The organism is Geodermatophilus sp. URMC 61, assembly GCF_052931555.1.
On the sequence record NZ_JBRFHZ010000002.1, the window covers coordinates 2,932,114 to 2,951,684 of the forward strand.

Annotated in this window: 16 protein-coding genes; 8 read left to right on the forward strand and 8 right to left on the reverse strand. The window is 73.7% G+C overall.

The genetic code is table 11. The features are described 5' to 3' along the window. Positions 1–6 precede the first annotated feature (6 nt). From ACU610_RS13610 to ctaD, 4 genes are all read left to right on the forward strand, one after another. Positions 7–654 carry an amino acid ABC transporter permease gene (locus tag ACU610_RS13610; RefSeq protein ID WP_446768248.1) on the forward strand — a complete coding sequence of 216 codons (648 nt, stop codon included), beginning with the start codon at positions 7–9 and terminating at the stop codon, positions 652–654. After that, entirely contained in the window at positions 651–1,556 is a 906-nt protein-coding gene (locus ACU610_RS13615; protein ID WP_446768249.1) for an amino acid ABC transporter permease, read from the forward strand. Before ACU610_RS13610 ends, ACU610_RS13615 begins: the two co-directional genes overlap by 4 nt. Positions 1,557–1,631: 75 nt before the next feature. Beyond that, positions 1,632–2,081, forward strand: coding sequence for a hypothetical protein (locus ACU610_RS13620; protein WP_446768250.1), 450 nt, complete (start codon positions 1,632–1,634; stop codon positions 2,079–2,081). 75 nt (positions 2,082–2,156) lie between these two features. Beyond that, positions 2,157–3,917 (forward strand): aa3-type cytochrome oxidase subunit I, encoded by a 1,761-nt coding sequence (ctaD, locus tag ACU610_RS13625; RefSeq protein WP_446768251.1) that lies wholly within the window; start codon positions 2,157–2,159, stop codon positions 3,915–3,917. Between the two features lie 211 nt (positions 3,918–4,128). On the opposite strand, the gene ACU610_RS13630 is transcribed toward ctaD, so the two are convergent. The 5 genes from ACU610_RS13630 to ACU610_RS13650 all read right to left on the reverse strand — a co-directional run bounded on the left by ACU610_RS13630 (position 4,129) and on the right by ACU610_RS13650 (position 8,802). Further along, positions 4,129–4,794, reverse strand: coding sequence for a regulatory protein RecX (locus tag ACU610_RS13630; RefSeq protein ID WP_446768252.1), 666 nt, complete (start codon positions 4,792–4,794; stop codon positions 4,129–4,131). Positions 4,795–4,796: 2 nt separating this feature from the next. Continuing rightward, positions 4,797–5,831, reverse strand: a complete 1,035-nt coding sequence (recA, locus tag ACU610_RS13635) for a recombinase RecA (RefSeq protein ID WP_446768253.1) — start codon at positions 5,829–5,831, stop codon at positions 4,797–4,799. Positions 5,832–6,005: 174 nt separating this feature from the next. Then, positions 6,006–6,200, reverse strand: coding sequence for a DUF3046 domain-containing protein (locus tag ACU610_RS13640; RefSeq protein ID WP_446768254.1), 195 nt, complete (start codon positions 6,198–6,200; stop codon positions 6,006–6,008). A 156-nt stretch (positions 6,201–6,356) separates the two neighbouring features. Continuing rightward, positions 6,357–7,643 (reverse strand): MFS transporter, encoded by a 1,287-nt coding sequence (locus ACU610_RS13645; RefSeq protein WP_446768255.1) that lies wholly within the window; start codon positions 7,641–7,643, stop codon positions 6,357–6,359. A gap of 13 nt (positions 7,644–7,656) precedes the next feature. Further along, on the reverse strand, positions 7,657–8,802 hold the full coding sequence (locus ACU610_RS13650) for an acyl-CoA dehydrogenase family protein (RefSeq protein WP_446768256.1): 1,146 nt from the start codon (positions 8,800–8,802) through the stop codon (positions 7,657–7,659). An 87-nt stretch (positions 8,803–8,889) separates the two neighbouring features. On the opposite strand from ACU610_RS13650, the gene ACU610_RS13655 reads away from it, so the two are divergent. Beyond that, entirely contained in the window at positions 8,890–13,494 is a 4,605-nt protein-coding gene (locus tag ACU610_RS13655) for an ATP-dependent helicase (protein WP_446768257.1), read from the forward strand. A gap of 172 nt (positions 13,495–13,666) precedes the next feature. Here ACU610_RS13655 and ACU610_RS13660 read toward each other — a convergent pair whose 3' ends face one another. Continuing rightward, positions 13,667–14,263, reverse strand: a complete 597-nt coding sequence (locus ACU610_RS13660) for an antibiotic biosynthesis monooxygenase (protein WP_446768258.1) — start codon at positions 14,261–14,263, stop codon at positions 13,667–13,669. A 113-nt stretch (positions 14,264–14,376) separates the two neighbouring features. On the opposite strand from ACU610_RS13660, the gene ACU610_RS13665 reads away from it, so the two are divergent. Beyond that, positions 14,377–15,231 carry a DNA-formamidopyrimidine glycosylase family protein gene (locus ACU610_RS13665; protein WP_446768259.1) on the forward strand — a complete coding sequence of 285 codons (855 nt, stop codon included), beginning with the start codon at positions 14,377–14,379 and terminating at the stop codon, positions 15,229–15,231. Positions 15,232–15,384: 153 nt separating this feature from the next. Here ACU610_RS13665 and ACU610_RS13670 read toward each other — a convergent pair whose 3' ends face one another. Beyond that, a complete protein-coding gene (locus tag ACU610_RS13670; RefSeq protein WP_446768260.1) occupies positions 15,385–16,221 on the reverse strand; it encodes a PspA/IM30 family protein in 837 nt (278 codons plus the stop codon). 146 nt (positions 16,222–16,367) lie between these two features. Here ACU610_RS13670 and ACU610_RS13675 point away from each other — a divergent pair, with 146 nt between their 5' ends. Together ACU610_RS13675 and ACU610_RS13680 are read left to right on the forward strand one after the other, a co-directional pair. Next, positions 16,368–17,384, forward strand: coding sequence for a PfkB family carbohydrate kinase (locus tag ACU610_RS13675; RefSeq protein WP_446768261.1), 1,017 nt, complete (start codon positions 16,368–16,370; stop codon positions 17,382–17,384). Next, complete coding sequence (locus ACU610_RS13680) at positions 17,381–17,851, forward strand: GNAT family N-acetyltransferase (protein WP_446768262.1); 471 nt, start codon at positions 17,381–17,383, stop codon at positions 17,849–17,851. The genes ACU610_RS13675 and ACU610_RS13680 overlap by 4 nt, the downstream gene beginning before the upstream one ends. Here the strand turns inward: ACU610_RS13680 and ACU610_RS13685 are convergent. After that, on the reverse strand, positions 17,848–19,497 hold the full coding sequence (locus tag ACU610_RS13685; RefSeq protein ID WP_446768263.1) for a glycoside hydrolase family 13 protein: 1,650 nt from the start codon (positions 19,495–19,497) through the stop codon (positions 17,848–17,850). The two genes, ACU610_RS13680 and ACU610_RS13685, sit on opposite strands and share 4 nt — an antisense overlap. Positions 19,498–19,571: the final 74 nt, after the last annotated feature.

Sequence of the window (19,571 nt, forward strand, 5' to 3'; positions counted from 1 at the left end):
GGCGTTGTGGACTTCGTACGCGAGAACGCCGACCTGTTCCTCGATGCGTTCCTGACCACCCTCGGTCTGTCGCTGCTGGCGGGCCTGCTGGCGCTGGCGCTCGGCACGCTCCTCGCCGCCATGCGAGTCAGCCCCATCCCCCCGCTGCGCGGGCTGGCCACCTTCTACGTCGAGACCTTCCGCAACACGCCGCTCACGGTGGTCTTCTTCTTCATCATCTTCGGGCTGCCGCAGATCGACTTCGTCATCGGCTTCTTCCCGGGAGCCGTCCTGTCGGTCGGTCTCTACACCGCCGCGTTCGTCTGCGAGGCGCTGCGCTCGGGGATCAACGCGGTGTCGGCCGGCCAGGCCGAGGCCGCGCGGGCGCTCGGGCTGACGTTCGGGCAGTCCCTCCGCGAGGTCGTCCTCCCGCAGGCGTTCCGGACCGTCGTCCCGCCCCTGGGCAACGTGCTGATCGCGATGGTGAAGAACACCTCCATCGCCGCGGGGTTCTCGGTCAGCGAGCTGAGCTCCCTGCTGCCCCGGCTGGTCAACGCCGACGCCGGTGACCTGACCCTCGTGCTCATCGGCGTGGTCGTGGGCTACATGGTCATCACCCTGCCCTCCGCCCTGGCGGTCAACCGGATCGAGCGCCGGGTGGCGATCCTGCGATGACGACACCCGTCCTGTTCGACCTGCCCGGCCCCAAGGCCCGCCAGCGCATCCGCATCGGCACGGCGGTCGGCGTCCTCGTCGTCGTGGCGATCCTCGCCTTCGTGCTCGTCCGCCTGGCCGCCAACGGTCAACTGGAGGCACAGCGCTGGGCCGTCCTGTTCGACCCGGCCAGCCAGGTGCCGCAGGCGCTCGGCCAGGCCCTGCTGCGCACGCTCCAGGTGGCGATCGTCGGCATGGTGCTCGCCACCGTGCTGGGTCTGCTGCTCGCGGTGGGCCGGCTCTCGGAGCACCGCTGGGTCCGGCTGCTCGTGACGACGCTGATCGAGTTCTTCCGCGCGGTGCCCCTGCTGGTCCTGATCTTCGCGCTCTACTTCCTGCTCCCGAAGTTCGGGATCCGCCTCAGCGCGTTCTGGGCACTCGTCGGCGGCCTGGTCCTCTACAACTCCGCGGTGCTCGCCGAGATCTTCCGCGCCGGCATCCTGTCGGTGGACCGCGGCCAGCGCGAGGCCGCCTACGGCCTGGGCATGCGCAAGACGCAGGTCATGACGCTGGTGCTCCTCCCGCAGGCCACACGGCGCATGCTCCCGGTGCTCATCGCCCAGCTCGTGGTGCTGCTCAAGGACACCTCGCTGGGCTTCATCATCAGCTTCCCGGAGCTGCTGCGCGGGGCGCGGAGCCTCGTCGAGTTCTTCACGCTGCAGTTCGGCAACGAGTACACGTTCCAGCTCTACGTCGCCGCGGCGGTGATCTACATCGTGATCAACCTGCTGCTGTCGTGGCTGGCGCGGTACGTGGAACGGCGCACGCGGCGCAGCGACAAGGCGGCGGCCACGACGCCGACCGAGCTGCCCGCCGACGTGCAGATGGGCGGTGGCGGCGGCGTCCTTCCTGCAGTGCGGTGACAGCGGCTGCCGGATGGGGCCGACGGGTCCCACCCGGCGGTTCCGACCGGCGGCGGGGCTGCCGAGAACTGCGACGTGGACACCGCCCTCCGCCCTGCCGTGCCCCCGCTCCCGGTGCCGGTGCGCCGTCCGGCGGTGCCCCTGGACGCCGCCCAGGAGTTCGTGACCCGGCTGCGCGCCTCCGCCCCCTCTCTGGCCGCCGCGGCCGGCGCCGACTCCGCCGTCGTGCGGGAGGTGGTGCCTCCGGCTCGTCACCGGCGCTCGCGCTGCCGGGTGGTGCTGCGCTTCGCCGCGGGCGGGGAGACCGACCTGACCTTCCTCGGCCCGGTGAGCTCCGCGGCCGCCTCGCCCCAGCAGGCCTTCGACCTGCAGATCCGGGCGTGGTTGTCCTCCGAGCTGAGCCGGGAGGGCAGCTGGCTGGTGGTCGACGACGAGGCCCCGGACGGCGTGGCCGTCGACGTGACCGCCTGGTCGGCGCGCGCGCACCACCAGCTGACCGCACCGACTGCTGTTCGGCTTCCCTGACCTGCATCGTCGGGTCCACCATGGACCTGACGCTCCCGAGCCGGTGGAGCGCGGCCGGTCCCTTGGGAGCGCCCGATGACCGCACTCGCCCCTCAGCCCATCGTCAGCCGGCCGGCCCCGGCCCCCGAGACGACGAAGGGCTCGCGGCTGTCGAGCCTGCTGCGGACCACCGACCACAAGACCATCGGCCTGCTGTACCTGGCCACGTCATTCCTCTGGTTCGTGGTCGGCGGCGTGATGGCCATGCTGATCCGCGGTGAGATCGCCCGGCCGGGACTGCAGTTCCTCTCGCCGGAGCAGTACAACCAGCTGTTCACCATGCACGGCACGATCATGCTGCTGTTCTTCGCCACACCGCTGTTCTTCGCCTTCGGCAACCTCATCATGCCGCTGCAGATCGGCTCGCCCGACGTCGCCTTCCCGCGGCTCAACAGCCTGTCGTACTGGCTGTTCCTCTTCGGCAGCACGATGGCCGTGGCCGGCTTCATCACCCCGGGCGGCGCGGCGGACTTCGGTTGGTACGCCTACACGCCGCTGTCCACCGTCCAGCACTCCCCCGGGTTGGGCGGTGGCCTGTGGATCGCCGGCCTCGCGGTCAGCGGCCTGGGCACCATCCTCGGGGGGGTCAACTTCATCACCACGATCATCTGCCTGCGGGCACCGGGCATGACGCTGTTCCGGATGCCGATCTTCACCTGGAACACGCTGGTCACCAGCCTGCTGGTGCTCTTCGCCTTCCCGATCCTCACCGCCGCCCTGTTCGCCCTGCTCGCCGAGCGGCAGGTGGGTGCGCTGGTGTACTCGGAGGAGATGGGTGGGCCCATGCTGTGGCAGCACCTGTTCTGGTTCTTCGGCCACCCCGAGGTTTACATCATCGCGCTGCCGTTCTTCGGGATCATCACCGAGATCATCCCGGTGTTCAGCCGCAAGCCGCTATTCGGCTACAAGGGCATGGTCTTCGCGACCATCGCGATCGGCTTCCTCTCGATCACCGTGTGGGCACACCACATGTACGCCACCGGCGCGGTGCTGCTGCCGTTCTTCGCGTTCCTGACCTACCTGATCGCCGTGCCGACCGGCATCAAGTTCTTCAACTGGATCGGCACCATGTGGCGCGGTCAGCTGACCTTCGAGACGCCGATGCTGTTCTCCGTCGGCTTCCTGGTCACCTTCCTGCTCGGTGGCCTGACCGGCGTCCTGCTGGCCAGCCCGCCGCTGGACTGGCACGTCAACGACAGCTACTTCGTCGTGGCCCACTTCCACTACGTGGTCTTCGGGACCGTCGTGTTCGCCGCCTACGGCGGGATGTACTTCTGGTTCCCGAAGATGTGCGGCCGGATGATGGACGAGCGGCTGGGCAAGCTGCAGTTCTGGATGGTGTTCATCGGGTTCCACGGCACGTTCCTGGTGCAGCACTGGCTGGGCGGCGAGGGCTACCCGCGCCGGTACGTCAACTACCTGCCCACCGACGGGTTCACCACACTGAACACCGTCTCCACGATCTTCAGCTTCGTGCTCGGCGCCTCCGTCCTCCCGTTCCTGTACAACGTGGTGCACTCGTGGCGCTACGGCCCCCTGGCGCTGCGGGACGACCCCTGGGGCCACGGGAACTCGCTGGAGTGGGCGACGTCGTCCCCGCCGCCGCGGCACAACTTCACCGAGATCCCGAAGATCCGCTCCGAGCGGCCGGCATTCGAGGCCCACTACCCGCACCTGCTCGACCGGCTCGAGGAGGAGAAGCACTCCGGCAAGCGGCACGAGCCCTACGCCGGCGTCAGCGACGTCGGCCTCAGCGAGGGCCCCCGACAGGGCAGCCGGGATCCCGACCCCACCTGAGCCGAGCGCCGGCCCTCCCGCCTGGAGTCAGCCGGTCGCACACAGCACGAGATCGGGCTCGCGCCAGTCGGTCGCCATCGGCGTGCTGTTCGGACGCCATCGGCTTCGCGCCCGGCGCCATGCGTCAAGACGGCGAGCGGGTCAGGTCCGGAGCCGGGTCCGTTCGGTCAGCGCAGCCCGGGGTACCGGCCTGGAGTTGACGCCGCTGGCGTCAGGGCAGCCAGGCGTCCAGGCCCTGGTCCTCGTGCACCCCGGGCTCCCCGGCGGCGTCGCCGGACCGGTCCTCGTCGAGGGCCTCGCGGACCACCCACCCGGCCAGTCCGGAGCCGTAGCCCTTGCGGGCGAGCATTCCCACCAGTCGTCGCTCGGCGGTCACCCGGTCGACCCGCCGAAGGCCCGGCAGCCGGCGCTGGACCAGCCGCCGGGCCGCGTCCCACTCGTCCTGGTCGTCGACGAGCGCGATCGCCTCCTCGGCGACCTCACCGTCGACGCCCTTGGCGCGCAGCTCGGCCTTGAGCGCGCGCCGTGCCAGTCCGCGGCCGGCCTGACGGGAGGTCACCCAGGCCCGGGCGAAGGCGGCATCGTCGATGAGCCCGACCTCGCCGAACCGGTCGAGGACCGCCTCGGCGACATCGTCGGGGATCCCGCGCTTGGCCAGCAGGTCGGCCAGTTGCTGACGGGTCTTGGGTGCACCGGTCAGCGCCCGCAGGCAGATGGACCGGGCGACCTGCTCGGGGTCGCCCGGGTCGTCCTCGAGGTGGGGGCCGCCGGCCGGCGGGACGGCGTCCGGCCCGTCCGGGTCAGGGGACGAACCGGAGCGCCGCCCGCGTCGACGTCCGGGAGCCGAGCGCTCCCGGGCCTCGGGCCAGCCGCCCACCGTCAGAAGTCGGGCTGGTCGGCCGTGGCCGGCTCATCCAGCTTCGGGCCGATGCCGAGCTTCTCCTTGACCTTCTTCTCGATCTCGTCGGCGAGGTCGGGGTTGTCGCGCAGGAACGTGCGGACGTTCTCCTTGCCCTGACCGAGCTGGTCGCCCTCGTACGTGTACCAGGCGCCGGACTTGCGGATGAAGCCCTGCTCGACACCGGCGTCGATCAGGCCACCCTCGCGGCTGAAGCCCTGACCCCAGAGCAGGTCGAGCTCGGCCTGCTTGAACGGCGCGGCGACCTTGTTCTTGACGATCTTCACGCGGACGCGGCTGCCGACCGCCTCGGTGCCCTGCTTGAGGGTCTCGATGCGGCGGACGTCGAGCCGGACCGACGAGTAGAACTTCAGCGCGCGGCCACCGGTGGTGACCTCCGGCGAGCCGTAGACGACGCCGACCTTCTCGCGCAGCTGGTTGATGAAGATCGCGGTGGTGCCGGAGTTGTTGAGCGCACCGGTGATCTTGCGGAGCGCCTGGCTCATCAGCCGGGCCTGCAGACCGACGTGGCTGTCACCCATCTCGCCCTCGATCTCGGCGCGGGGCACGAGCGCGGCGACCGAGTCGATGACGATGATGTCGAGCGCGCCCGAGCGGATGAGCATGTCGGCGATCTCCAGCGCCTGCTCACCGGTGTCGGGCTGGCTGACCAGCAGCGCGTCGGTGTCGACGCCGATCGCCCGGGCGTACTCGGGGTCGAGCGCGTGCTCGGCGTCGATGAACGCCGCGATGCCACCGGCGGCCTGGGCGTTGGCCACCGCGTGCAGCGCGACGGTGGTCTTGCCGGAGGCCTCGGGCCCGTACACCTCGATGATGCGGCCGCGGGGCAGGCCACCGATGCCGAGTGCGATGTCGAGGGCGATCGAGCCGGTCGGGATGACCTTGATCGCCTGCGCGGCGTTGTCGCCCAGCCGCATGACCGAGCCCTTGCCGAACTGCTTGTCGATCTGGGCGAGGGCCATGTCGAGGGCCTTGTCGCGGTCGAGCGTTGCCATGGTGCTCACCTTCGGGAGTCGCGTGAAGCGGGTCGGTGTCGACGCTAGAGCGGGGGTCTGACACTTCCGGGGGATCCGGTCGACCTGTGGAGGAACGCCCGGCCTGTGGACTGCGCCGCCCAATCTAGACCGAACGTGTGTTCGACTGCCAGGGTGACACGCCGTTCCCGCGACTCAGCGTTCCTTGCGCGGCACGTCGAACTCCTCGCAGATCGCCAGCCACACGCGTCGCACCGGCAGGCCGGCCTCGATCGCCTCGACGGCGCTGCGCCCGCCCAACGCGGAGAACACGTGGTCGCGAGCCACGCTCTCGGCCCGCATGGGGCCGAACTGCTCGCGGAGACGGGCCCAGAAGTCCTGCAGTCGCACGCCCTCGACGCTAGCGCGCACGCGGGGCGGTCGGCCGAGCCCTCCGGACTCCTACGCTGGGGTGGTGATCGGCACCGGCTCGGCCACCCTGGACCTCGTCCTCGAGGTCGGGATCGCACTAGCCCTCCTGGCCTCCCTGGTCCTGCTCTGGCGCAACTACCGCGGGCGCTGAGCCGGCACCGCTCCCCTGCGCTCCCCGGTCCGCACCCACACCACCAGCAGCGGGACGACGATCGCGGCCGAGACCGTCGCGACCAGCCCGTAGCCGCCAAGGGCGAGCAACGGGCCCCCGGCGACCCCGGCCAGCGCGGCACCCAGGCCCATCAGCAGGTCGGTGCCGCCCTGCGCGGCGGGCCGCCGTCCCTCGTCGACCGCCTCGGTGACCAGGGTGGACCCGGCGATGAGCCCGCAGGACCAGCCCAGGCCCAGCAGCAGCAACCCCGCGCCCAGCTGCAGTGCCGCCCCGGCCGACGCCGTCCCGGCCAGCGCAGCCGCCGTCAGCAGCAGGCCCGCGCCCACCGCGACCGTCGTCCGGCGGCCGGCCCGGTCGGCCAGCACTCCCACCAGCGGGGAGAAGAGGTACATGCCGGCGACGTGCACGCTGATGACCAGACCGATGACACGCAGCGTCGCCTCCTCCCGGCCGCCGGCGTGGCCCATGTGCACCGGTGTCATCACCATCACGCCGACCATGACCGCGTGGGAGACCACGACCGCGGTGATCCCGAGCCGGCCGCGAGGGTCGGCCCAGACCGCGCGGACGGCGTCGGTGGTGGCGCGGCGCGGGCGGCCGACGTCCGCCCCGGCGCCACGCAGCCGGCGGGCCAGCAGGAGCGGGTCCGGCCGCAGCAGGGCGAGCAGTCCCAGCGCCACCACGGCGAAGACGGCCAGGGAGATCGCGAAGGCGCCGGTCAGCGGCGGCAGCCCGAGGACGTCCCCGAGCGCCTCGCCGGGGCCGGCGAGGTTGGGTCCGAGCACCGAGCCGACCGTCGTCGCCCACACGACGAGGGACAGCGCGCGTCCGCGGTTCTGCGGTACGGCGAGGTCCGCTGCGGCATACCGGGCCTGCAGCCCGCACGCGGTCGCCGCGCCGAAGGCGAACAGTCCCACGAGCAGCAGCGGCAGGGAGGAGACGATCGCCGCGACCACGGTGAGCAGAGACCCGAGGACGGCGACTGCGTACCCGGCCGCCAGCCCGGCTCGGCGCCCGGCGCGGTCGCTGATCCGCGCCAGTGGCACGGCGAGGACCGCGGCCCCGAGCACGCCGGCCGTCTGGCCGAGACCCGCCGCCGTCTCGGTGCCGGCCACGTCGCGGGCGAGGAGACCGCCCACGGTGATGCCCACCGTGATGCCGAGCCCGCTCAGGGCGACTCCCCCGCTGAGCACGCCCAGGGTCCGGCGCTGGACGGCGACCGGGTCGACGGCCCGGGTCCGCGCGGGCACAGCAGGCCCGGCCTCAGAGGCCCATGGAGCGGCCGACGATCTCGCGCATGATCTCGTTGGTGCCGCCGTAGATGGGCTGGATGCGGGCGTCGCGCCAGGCCTTGGAGACCGGGTACTCGTCCATGTACCCGTAGCCGCCGTGCAGCTGGAGGCAGCGGTCTGCCACCTTGTTCTGCAGCTCCGTCGTCCAGTACTTCGCCATCGCCGCGTCGACCGGTGTGAGCTCACCGGTGTTCAGCTGGCGCACGCACTCGTCGACGAACGTGCGGGCGATGGTGACCTCCGTCTGGAGCTCGGCCAGGACGAAGCGGCTGTTCTGGAAGCTGCCGACCGGCCGCCCGAAGGCGGTGCGCGCGGTGACGTACTCGACGGTCTGCGCCAGCACCGTCTCGGCCGCGGCCACCGCGCCGACGGCGATCGACAGCCGTTCCTGCGGCAGGTTCTCCATCAGGTGGGCGAAACCGCGGTTCTCCGTGCCGAGCAGGTTCTCCGCCGGCACGCGCACCTCGTCGAAGAACAGCTCGGCGGTGTCCTGCGCCTTGAGACCGATCTTGGCCAGGTTCCGTCCGCGGGAGAAGCCGGGCATGTCGCGCTCCACCACCAGGAGGCTCAGGCCCCGGGCGCCCGGCGCATCCGGGTCGGTGCGGGCCACGACGATGACCAGGTCGGCGTTGATGCCGTTGGTGATGAACGTCTTCGAGCCGGTGAGCACCCAGTCGTCGCCGTCCCGCCGGGCTGCCGTCCGGATGCCCTGCAGGTCGCTGCCGGCCGCCGGCTCGGTCATCGCGATGGCGGTGATCAGCTCACCGCGGCAGAAGCCGGGCAGCCAGCGCTGCTTCTGCTCCTCGGTGCCCAGGTCGCGCAGGTAGGGCCCGGCGACGTCGTTGTGCAGGTCGAAGCCGACACCGGTGGCGCCGACCCGCATGAGCTCCTCGTCGAGGACCGCCTGGTAGCGGAAGTCGCGCACGCCCCCGCCGCCGAAGCGCTCGTCCATGTCGGTCCCCAGGAAGCCCTGCGCGCCGGCCGAGGTCCAGACCTCGCGCGGCACGATGCCGTCGCGCTCCCACTGGTCGTGGAAGGGGACGACGTTCTTCTCGGCCCACGCCCGGACCGTCTCCCGGAAGTCCTCGTGCTCGGCCTCGTACAGGGATCGGCGCATGGCGGTCAGTGTGCCGCACACCACGTCCCTCTCCGGCGGCTCCTCGCAGGCCAGCGGAGTGTCGTACCCCTGTGGACACTGGGAGCCGTGTCCGCCCTCGACCGGTTCTCCGAGCCCACCCGGGCGTGGTTCACCGGCGCCTTCGCCGAGCCCACGGCCGCGCAGCAGGGGGCCTGGCAGGCCATCAGCACCGGCGGGCACGCCCTCGTGGTGGCCCCCACCGGCTCGGGCAAGACGCTCGCCGCCTTCCTCTGGTCGCTCGACCGGCTCGCCAGCACACCGCCGCCGGCGGACGAGCAGGCCCGCTGCCGGGTCCTCTACGTCTCTCCGCTGAAGGCGCTGGCCGTCGACGTCGAGCGCAACCTGCGCGCTCCGCTCGCCGGCATCGGTCAGGCCGCGGCCCGGCTGGGCCTGCCGCGTCCGGAGATCCAGGTGGGCACCCGCTCCGGTGACACCCCGGCCGACGAGCGGCGGGCCTTCGCCCGACGGCCCACCGACATCCTCATCACCACGCCGGAGTCGCTGTTCCTCCTGCTCACCAGCGCCGCCCGCGAGGCGCTGCGCGGCGTCGAGACGGTGATCGTCGACGAGGTGCACGCGGTCGCCGACACCAAGCGCGGCGCCCACCTGGCCGTCTCCCTCGACCGGCTCGACGAGCTGCTGGAACGCCCCGCGCAGCGGATCGGCCTGTCGGCGACGGTGCGCCCCGTCGAGGAGGTGGCCGCCTTCCTCGCCGGTGGCCGCCCGGTGGAGGTGGTCGCGCCCGGGTCGGCCAAGGAGTGGGACCTCTCGGTCGTCGTCCCCGTGGAGGACATGAGCTCCCTGGGTCAGCCCACCGGTGAGCTCGACGGCTCGGCGGCGGGCAACCAGCCGCGGACGTCGATCTGGCCGGCGGTCGAGGAGCGGGTGCTCGACCTCGTGGAGGCCCACCGCAGCACGATCGTCTTCGCCAACTCCCGGCGGCTGGCCGAGCGGCTGACCAGTCGACTCAACGAGCTGGCGTACGAACGGGCGACCGGGGAGCCGGTCCCGCCGGGCACGAACGCCGCCGCCCTCATGGCGCAGGCCGGGTCAGGCGGCGGGGTGCCCGAGGGCGTGCAGCCGGTCGCTGCCGCGCACCACGGCTCGGTCTCCCGGGAGCAGCGGGCGATCGTCGAGGAGGCGCTGAAGTCCGGTCGGCTGCCGGCGGTGGTCGCCACCTCGAGCCTCGAGCTGGGCATCGACATGGGCGCCGTCGACCTGGTGGTGCAGGTCGAGGCGCCGCCGACGGTAGCCTCCGGCCTCCAGCGCGTGGGCCGGGCCGGGCACCAGGTGGGCGCGGTCAGTCGGGGTGTCCTGTTCCCGAAGTACCGCGGTGACCTGGTGCAGTGCGCGCTGGTCGCCGAGCGCATGAGGGCCGGCGCGATCGAGTCGATCCGCTACCTGCGCAACCCGCTGGACGTGCTGGCCCAGCAGGTGGTCGCGATCGTCTCCGAGCGGCCGCGGACCGTCGACGAGGTCGCCGCACTGGTCCGCCGGTCCGCGCCGTTCGCCTCGCTGCCGGACTCCGCGCTGCACGCGGTGCTCGACATGCTGGCCGGTCGCTACCCCTCCGACGCCTTCGCCGAGCTGCGCCCGCGGCTGACGTGGGACCGGGTCACCGACACCCTCACCGCCCGGGGTGGCGCCCAGCGCCTGGCGGTCACCAGCGGCGGCACCATCCCCGACCGCGGCCTGTTCGGCGTCTTCCTCGTCGGCGGGGAGGACAGCCGCGGCGGCCGGCGCGTGGGCGAGCTCGACGAGGAGATGGTCTACGAGTCGCGCGTGGGCGACGTCTTCCTGCTCGGGTCCTCCTCCTGGAGGATCGAGGAGATCACCCACGACCGGGTCCTGGTCAGCCCGGCCCCCGGCCAGCCCGGGAAGATGCCGTTCTGGCACGGCGACGCGCCCGGGCGCCCCCTGGAGCTCGGCCGCGCGCTGGGCGCCTTCCTCCGCGAGGTCGGTACCGCCACGCCCGAGGCCGGGCTCGACCGGGCCCGGGCCGCCGGCCTCGACGAGTGGGGTGCGGCCAACCTGCTGACCTACCTCGACGAGCAGAAGGCGGCCACCGGTCACCTCCCCGACGACCGCACGCTGCTGGTCGAGCGCTTCCGGGACGAGCTCGGCGACTGGCGGCTGGTCGTCCACTCCCCCTTCGGCGCGCAGGTCAACGCCCCGTGGGCACTGGTGCTGGCCGCACGGCTGCGAGAGCGCTACGGGGTCGACGTCGCCTCCATGCATTCCGACGACGGCATCGTGCTGCGCCTGCCCGACACCACCGGGGAACCGCCGGAGGCCGACCTCGCCGTCCTCGACCCGGACGACGTCGAGCGGGAGGTGACCGCCGAGGTCGGCAGCTCGGCGCTGTTCGCCAGCAGGTTCCGCGAGTGCGCGGCGCGGGCGCTGCTGCTCCCCCGCCGCGACCCGCGCCGGCGCACCCCGCTGTGGCAGCAGCGGCAGCGGGCCGCCCAGCTGCTCTCAGTGGCCAGCGAGTTCTCCAGCTTCCCGATCACGCTCGAGGCCGCCCGCGAGGTGCTGCAGGACGTCTACGACGTGCCCGGACTGGTGGAGCTGATGCGCGACGTCCGCTCTCGGCGGGTCCGGGTGGTCGACGTGCAGACCCAGACGGCCTCCCCCTTCGCCCAGTCGCTGCTCTTCGGCTACGTCGGCCAGTTCCTCTACGAGGGCGACGCCCCCCTGGCCGAACGCCGGGCGCAGGCCCTGGCCCTCGACACCGGGCTGCTCGCGGAGCTGCTCGGTCGCTCCGAGCTGCGCGAGCTGCTCGACGCCGAGGCCCTCGCCGAGGTCGAGGCCGAGCTGCAGCGCCTGCCGGCCGACCGCCACCCCCGTGACCTCGACGGCGCCGCGGACCTGCTGCGCATCGTCGGTGACCTCACCGCCACCGAGGCCGCCGCCCGCGGCGTGGGCCAGGAGTGGCTCGACGAGCTGGTGGCCGCCCGCCGCGCGCTCGTGGTGCGCATCGCCGGCGAGGAGCGGTACGTGGCGATCGAGGACGCCGGCCGGCTGCGCGACGCCCTCGGCACCGCGCTGCCGGTGGGGGTGCCCGAGGTGTTCACCGAGCCGGTCCCCGACCCCCTGGGTGACCTGGTCGGCCGCTACGCCCGTACCCACGGCCCCTTCCAGCCCACCGAGGTGGCGAAGCGACTCGGCCTCGGCGTCGCCGTGGTCACCGCGACAGTGCAGCGCCTGGTCGGCACCGGCCGCCTGGTCACCGGCGAGTTCCGCCCCGGCGGCACCGGGCAGGAGTGGTGCGACGCCGACGTGCTCCGGTCGGTGCGCCGGCGCAGCCTCGCCCGGCTGCGCCAGGAGGTCGAGCCGGTGCCGGTCCACACGCTGGCGCGGTTCACGCCGTCCTGGCAGTCGGTGGGCAGCCGGATGCGCGGGCCGGACGGCGTGCTGGCGGTCATCGAGCAGCTCGCCGGGGCGTTGGTCCCCGCCAGCGCGCTGGAGTCGCTGGTGCTGCCGGCCCGGGTCCGCGACTACTCCCCCGCGATGCTCGACGAGCTGACCAGCGCCGGAGAGGTGCTGTGGGCAGGCGCCGGCGGGCTGCCCGGCGGCGACGGCTGGATCAGCCTCGTGCCGGCCGACCTCGCACCGGTGCTGCTCCCCGAACTGCTGGAGCTGCCCGAGGCCGGCCCCGCGGTGCTCGAGCACCTGGCCGGCGGACAGGCGCTGTTCTTCCGCGGGCTGTCGGACCTCGCCGGCTCCACCGACGACGCCGCCTTCGCCGACCTCGTGTGGGACCTCGTCTGGGCCGGTGCGCTGACCAACGACACCCTGGCGCCGCTGCGCACCCGGCTGTCCGGTGGCGGCACGCACAGGCGCCAGCCCGCTCCGCCCGGGGCGCGGCTGGACCGCAGCCGCTACGGCCGCACCCGGCTGGGCCGCCCGGCGATGCCGACCCGCAGCGGGCCGCCCACCATGGCCGGCCGTTGGTCGCGGCTGCCCGACCGGGAGGCCAACCCCACCAAGCGGACGACGGCCCGCGCCGAGGCGTTGCTCGAGCGGCACGGCGTGCTGACCCGCGGCGCGGTGGTGGCCGAGCAGGTCGCCGGCGGGTTCTCCGCGGTGTACCCGGTGCTGCGGGCCTTCGAGGAGAACGGCCGGGCCCGGCGCGGCTACTTCGTGGAGACCCTCGGTGCCGCGCAGTTCGGCACGCCGGGCTCGGTCGACCGGCTGCGCAGCTTCGCCTCGCCGGACCGGGTGCCCGGCGGCGCGGTGGTCCTGGCCGCGACCGACCCGGCCAACGTCTACGGCGCGGCCCTGCCCTGGCCCGAGCGCCCCGGCGCGACCGGTGAGGGCGGCGGCGACCCGGACGGCGCCGTCGACCTCGGCGAGGGCACCGGCGGCGGACGGCGCGGCGCCGGGCACCGCGCCGGGCGCAAGGCCGGCGCACTGGTCGTCCTCGTCGACGGCGAGCTGGTGCTCTACGTCGAGCGGGGCGGCAAGACACTGCTGTCCTGGACCGAGGACGAGACCACGCTCAAGGAGGCTGCGACGGCGTTGTCCGGGGCGGTCGCGGCCGGCGCGCTCGGCCGGATGGTGGTGCAGAAGGCCGACGGCGCCTCGGTGCACGAGTCGACCCCGTTGTCGGCCGCGCTGCAGGCGGCGGGCTTCGCCGCCACTCCCCGCGGCCTGCGCGTGCGTGCCTGAGCGCAGCCCCGTCCAGGGCACCGCAGGCCCCTGGCAGGACCCCGTCCTCCTCACCTCTCGCAGGCTCGGGGTGAGCCTCGGGACGGGGTCCTCCTCCGAGGAGTGGAGGAGGGGCGGCCTCCCTGCAGGGTCCCGCCGCGAGCCTGGGAGGAGCTGCGGCAGGGAGGTCCTCTCAGTCTCGGGAGGGGCGCAGCCACCGGCGGAACAGCCGCGACAGCGCCGGCATGACGACGTAGCCCAGCAGCACCACCACGACGACGGCCGACAGCAGCAACCGCGCCGGCAGCGGCCACCCCGACACGTGCGGGGCGACCAGCAGCTGGAAGGCCAGCGTGATGGCGAAGACGGCGGCCACGGTGAGGACCGTCAGCCGCCAGCGGGGTCCCGGCCGGGAGGGGGTCAGGGCCGTGAAGAAGCTGTCCAGGCCGGCCACGTGCGCGTAGTCGACCCCGTCGGTCAGGTGCTCGACGCGCTCCAGCGCGGCCTGCCGCTCGCTCGAGCGCTCCCAGCGCGCCAACGACTCGCCGTCGGCGAACCGGTACACCAGGTGGTAGCGGGTCGAGCCCGGTCCGGGACGCAGCAGGCTGGCACCCAGGTTGCCCGGGAACCCCGCAGCCAGGTCGAGCACCTCGGCCGCCCACCCCTCGAAGGCCTCGCGCCGGTCGGCACGCACGTCACGGGCAACGGTCACCGTGACCGGCTCGGCGGCGGCGACCACCGCCTCGGGTGCGGTGAGCGGGGCGTTCGTCGATCGGTCGCGTCGCTGCACGGGAGGCTCAGCACCGCGGTCGAGCTGCCCCTTCCCACCCCCGAGGTGACATGCGCCGCGGCCGAGCAGGGCGGATGCGGCGACGGCTCCGGCCAGGCAGGACACTGGAGCGCGTGCCCGAGGGAGACACCGTCTGGCTGGCGGCGAAACGGATGCAAACCGCACTCGCCGGCGCCACCCTGCGCCGCGGCGAGCTGCGCGTGCCGCAGCTGGCGGCCACCGACCTCGCCGGCCGCACCGTCTCCGAGGTCGTCCCGCGCGGCAAGCACATGTTGACTCGTTTCACCGACGGCTGGACCCTGCGCACCCACTACCGGATGGACGGCAGCTGGCACATCTACCGGCACGGGACGCGGTGGCGTGGCGGTCCGGCCTTCGCCATCCGCGCCATCCTCGCCACCGACGAGTGGGAGTGCGTGGGCTACCGGCTGCACGATGTCGCCATGGTGCGCACCGAGCACGAGGACCAGCTGGTCGGCCACCTCGGCCCCGACGTGCTCGGCCCGGACTGGGACCTCGACGAGGCCATGCGTCGACTGCGGGCACACCCTGACGAGCAGATCGGCGTCGCCATCCTCGACCAGCGCAACCTGTGCGGTCCCGGCAACCTCTACAAGGTCGAGGGCCTGTTCCTCAGCGGCGTGCACCCGTGGGCCCGGGTCGCCGACGTCGAGGACCTCGCGGGGCTGGTCGAACGGATCCGCACGCTGATGCTGGCCAACCGCGACCGCCCGGAGCAGAGCACCACCGGTGACCTGCGCCGCGGCCGCGACCACTGGGTCTACGGCCGCAAGGACCGCCCCTGCCTGCGCTGCGGCACGCCGATCCTGCGCGGCGACCAGGGCCCGGACCTGCAGGAGCGGATCACCTACTGGTGCCCCCGCTGCCAGGCCGCCCGCTCCCCCATCGACCCCGCGGCCCGCACCGGCGAGCCCGACCACCCACCGCCGCTACCCGGCGCCTCCTGAGACGCCGCGGGCCCGGTCACGGAGCTGACCGGGCCCGCGGAGCGATCGGCCCCGTCCCGGGTCCCGCCCTGAGCCGGCGAAGGGTGGGGAGGACGCGGCTCCCTGCAGGGCCCCGCCGCGAGCTCGCGAGTGGTGGGAGCAGGGGTGCTTCTCCTACTGCTGGTCGGGGCGCTCGGCGGGCTGGGCCGCCGGCTGCGCAGTGGACGTCGGCACCGACGGCGCGCCCTCCTCCAGCGCCGGGGTCGCGTTCTGGCCCCCGGTGATCGCCGGCTGCCCCATCGAGGCGCGGATCTGGTCCAGCCGTGAGGCGCCGGCGACGTCGAGGGTCGCCTTCTGCACCTCGAGCATCCGCCCCTCCACCGACGTCTGCGCCAGCTCGGCCTGGCCCAGGGCGTTGGCGTAGCGCGCCTCGATCTTGTCGCGCACCTCGGACAGGCTCGGCGTGTTGCCCGGCGCGGACAGCTCGTTGACCTGGCGCATCGACGCGGCCACGTGCTCCTGCATCTTGGCCTGCTCGAGCTGGCTCATCAGCTTGGTGCGCTCGGCCAGCGTCGTCTGCAGTCGCATCCGGCTCTGCTCGACCGCACCGCGCGCCTGCTCGGCGGCCTGCAGCGCCTCGTCGTGGCTGCGCTTGAGGTCCTCCATGGACTGCTCCGCGGCGACGAGCTGGGTGGCGAAGGCCTGCGCGGCCTGCTCGTACTCGGCGGCCTTCGCCGCGTCACCGCCGGCGCGGGTCTGGTCGGCCAGCACCAGCGCCTGGCGCGCGGAGGCCTGCAGCTTCTCGACCTCGCCGAGCTGCCGGTTGAGCCGCATCTCCAGCTGCCGCTGGTTGCCCAGCACCGCCGCGGCCTGGTTGGCCAGCGCCTGGTGCCGCTGCTGTTCGGCCTCGATCGCCTGGGCGATCTGGATCTTGGGGTCGGCCTTCTCATCGATCTTCGCGTTGGCGGAGGCCGTGAGGTACCTCCAGAGCTTCACGAACGGGTTCGGCATCTGTCCTCCTGCGCAGTCGCGGTCGTGCACCAGGCCTACCCGTCCGGCGCGCCGCAGCGATCGTCGTCCCCGTCATCGTCCCAGGTGGTGCTGTCCGCGAGCCACCAGGGACGTCCCCGACCGGATCCCCCATTAGGGTCGCGGGGGTGAACAGCGACCGCCCGGTGCTGAGCGTCCTCGGCGAGCTCGTCGTCGACATGCTGCCCGACGCCGCGGCCGGCGCCGGGCCGCACGGCACGACCCCGCACTACGTCGCCCGCCCCGGGGGCAACGCCCTCAACGTCGCGGTCGCGGCCGGCCGGCTCGGCGTCCCGGTGCGGTTGCTCGCCCGGTTGGGCACCGGGCCGCTGGCCGCGAGTCTCCGGCGGCACGTCGAGCTGTCCGGCGTCGACCTCGGCGGGTTCGTCCCGGCCACCGAGCCGGTCAGCCTGGCGGTGGTGGGGCTGGGGCCCGACGGCTCCCCGGACTACGGCTTCCACGTCCAGGGCGCCGCCGACTGGCAGTGGACCGACGAGGAGCTCGCCGCCGTCCTGCCGGCCGGGACGGCGATCCTGCACGTCGGCTCCATCTCCAGCTGGACCCCGCCGGGCTGCGAGGCGATCGCCCGGCTGGTGGAACAGGTGGCTGCCGACGGCCGGGCCCTGGTCAGCGTCGACCCGAACATCCGGCCGATGCTGGCCGACGGCCCGGTCGGCGCGGCGCTGGGCAATTCGCCGGAGTCGGTGCGCACCCGCCTCGAGCGGCTGCTGTCCCGGGCCGACATCGTCAAGGTCAGCGCCGAGGACCTCTCCTGGCTCGAGCCCGACGCCGCCGACGACCTCGACGCGACGGCGCTGCGCTGGGCCGACCGCGGCATCGCCCTGGTCGTGCTCACCGACGGCGGAGCGCCGCTGCGCATCGCCCGGCCCGGCCGTGAGCTGCTGCACCGCGAGCCCCCGCGGGTGACCGTGGCCGACACCGTCGGCGCCGGTGACTCGCTGGCCGCGGGCCTGTTCACGGGGCTGCTCGAGGCCGGGATCACCACCCGGGTGGCACTGGAGGAGCTGCCCGACGAGGAGCTGCTGCCGATCGTCGACGACGCCCTGCTGGTCGCCGCGATCAACTGCACCCGCGAGGGCGCCGACCCCCCGACCCACGACGAGCTGGCCGCGGCCCGCCGGTGACCGACCCCGACGACGTCGCCCTGGTCGGGTTGGCCGAGCTGTCGGCCACCGTCGTCCGCGCCCGCCTGCTCGCCGCGCACGACCGGTTCTGGGACGTCGACACCCGGCCACTGCACCACCCGGTCTGGTTCGACCAGTTCGGCGGCTTCGGCACGCTGGCCCGCAGCGCCGACGGCGAGGACGTCGGCTACCTCCTCGGGGTGGTCACCGCCGACGGGCTGGCCTACCTGCACCTGCTCGCGGTGAGAGACGACCGGCGCCGCACCGGCCTGGGCCGCCGGCTGGTGCGCGCGTTCGACGAGGTGGCGCTGGCCACCGGGGCGCGCGTCGTCCAGGCGGTCGCCCGGCCGGAGAACACCGCCGCGGTCGCCTTCCACACCGCGCTGGGTGCCAGCGCGCACCTGGCGCCGGACCGCAACGGACCGGGCGAGCACCGCCTCGTCCTCACCCGGTCGCTGACCCGCTAGTCCGTCCGCAGCCAGGCAGCCGTGTCCGTCGGCAGGTCGGCGGCGACGGGCGAACTGGTGAGCACCGGTCCACCCTGCCCGGCCAGCGCCACCGGCCGGTCCGACAGGTTCACGATGCAGCGGAAGCGACGGCCCCGGTCGAACGCGAGCACGCCCTCTCCGAGGTCGCACCAGGTCAGCGGTGCGTCGTCGGCGAGGCCGGGGAGGGTGCGGCGCAGCCGCAGGGCACGGCGGTACAGCGACAGGGTGGACGCCGGGTCGTCGCGCTGCGCCGCCACCGTCAGGTCACGCCACGACTCCGGCTGCGGCAGCCAGGGGCGGACGTCGTCGGCGGTGAACCCGAACGGCGGCCGGTCGCCCGACCACGGCAGCGGCACCCGGCAGCCGTCCCGGCCGCGGGCGGTGTGCCCGGAGCGCTCCCAGGTCGGGTCCTGCAGGACCTCCTCGGGCAGGTCCTCCACCTCGGGCAGACCGAGCTCCTCCCCCTGGTAGAGATAGGCGCCTCCGGGCAGGGCGAGGGTGAGCAGGGCGGCGGCACGCGCCCGGCGGAGGCCGAGGACGAGGTCCGTCGGAGCTGCCGCGTCGAAGCCCATGGTGGCCGCACCGCTGGCGGCCCGGCCGAAGCGGGTGACGTGCCGTGTCTCGTCGTGGCTGGAGAGCACCCAGGTGGGCGGCGCCCCGACCGGCGCGAGCGCGGACAGCGTCCCGTCGATCGCCGCCCGCAGACCGTCCGCGTCCCAGGCGGCGCGCAGGTAGTCGAAGTTGAAGCTCGTGTGCAGCTCGTCGGGCCGGACGTAGCGGGCGAGCCGTTCGGGACCGGCGACCACCGCCTCGGAGACGAACACCCGGTCACCGTCGTAGCCGTCGCTGATCGAACGCCAGCGCCGGAACACGTCGTGCACCTCGTCGCGGTCCCAGTGCGGGTTGTCCACCCACCGGGCCGACTCGAACAGGGCACCGGGTGCGTGGCCGGCGTCGGGCAGCCCGGGGACCTTCGCCAGGGCCGGCGCGGCGTCCACCCGGATGCCGTCGACGCCGCGGTCCAGCCAGAACCGCACGGTCCCGTCGAACTCCTCCTGCACGACCGGGTCGTCCCAGTCGAGGTCGGGCTGCTCGGGAGCGAACAGGTGCAGGTACCACTGCCCCATCGACCCGTCCGGCTCCCGCACCCGCGTCCAGGCCGGACCGCCGAAGGCGCTGATCCAGTCGTTGGGTGGCCGGTCCCCACCGTCCCGGCCGTCCCGGAAGAAGTACCGCGCCCGCTCGGGCGCGCCCCGACCGCCCGCCAGGGCGGCGCGGAACCACGGGTGCTCGGCGGAGGTGTGGTTGGCGACCAGGTCGACCATCAGTCGCAGGCCCGCGTCGTGGGCCTCGGCCAGCAGCGAGTCGACGTCGGCCAGGGTGCCCAGTCGCGGGTCGATGTCGCGGTGGTCGCTGACGTCGTAGCCGCCGTCGGCCATCGGGGACGGGTACCAGGGCGTGACCCACAGGGCATCGACGCCGAGGTCCGCCAGGTACGGCAGTCGGCTGCGCAGCCCGTTGACGTCACCGACGCCGTCCCCGTCCGAGTCGGCGAAGCTGCGCAGGTACACCTCGTAGACGACCGCCGTCCGCCACCACGGACGGCGGTCGTCGCAGGCTCGCATCGTCCCGGCCCTCCAGGGCGTCCCCGAGTCGGCCCCGTCCCGGGCCCCGGCCCTGCGTGCGAGGGGTGGGGCCC

Excerpts from the sequence above, each read along its gene's own strand:
- ACU610_RS13615 (WP_446768249.1), top strand. The coding sequence starts at position 651 with ATGACGACACCCGTCCTGTTCGACCTGCCCGGCCCCAAGGCCCGCCAG.
- ctaD (WP_446768251.1), top strand. The coding sequence starts at position 2,157 with ATGACCGCACTCGCCCCTCAGCCCATCGTCAGCCGGCCGGCCCCGGCC.
- recA (WP_446768253.1), bottom strand. The coding sequence starts at position 5,831 with ATGGCAACGCTCGACCGCGACAAGGCCCTCGACATGGCCCTCGCCCAG.
- ACU610_RS13650 (WP_446768256.1), bottom strand. The coding sequence starts at position 8,802 with ATGCGCCGATCCCTGTACGAGGCCGAGCACGAGGACTTCCGGGAGACG.
- ACU610_RS13670 (WP_446768260.1), bottom strand. The coding sequence starts at position 16,221 with ATGCCGAACCCGTTCGTGAAGCTCTGGAGGTACCTCACGGCCTCCGCC.
- ACU610_RS13685 (WP_446768263.1), bottom strand. The coding sequence starts at position 19,497 with ATGCGAGCCTGCGACGACCGCCGTCCGTGGTGGCGGACGGCGGTCGTC.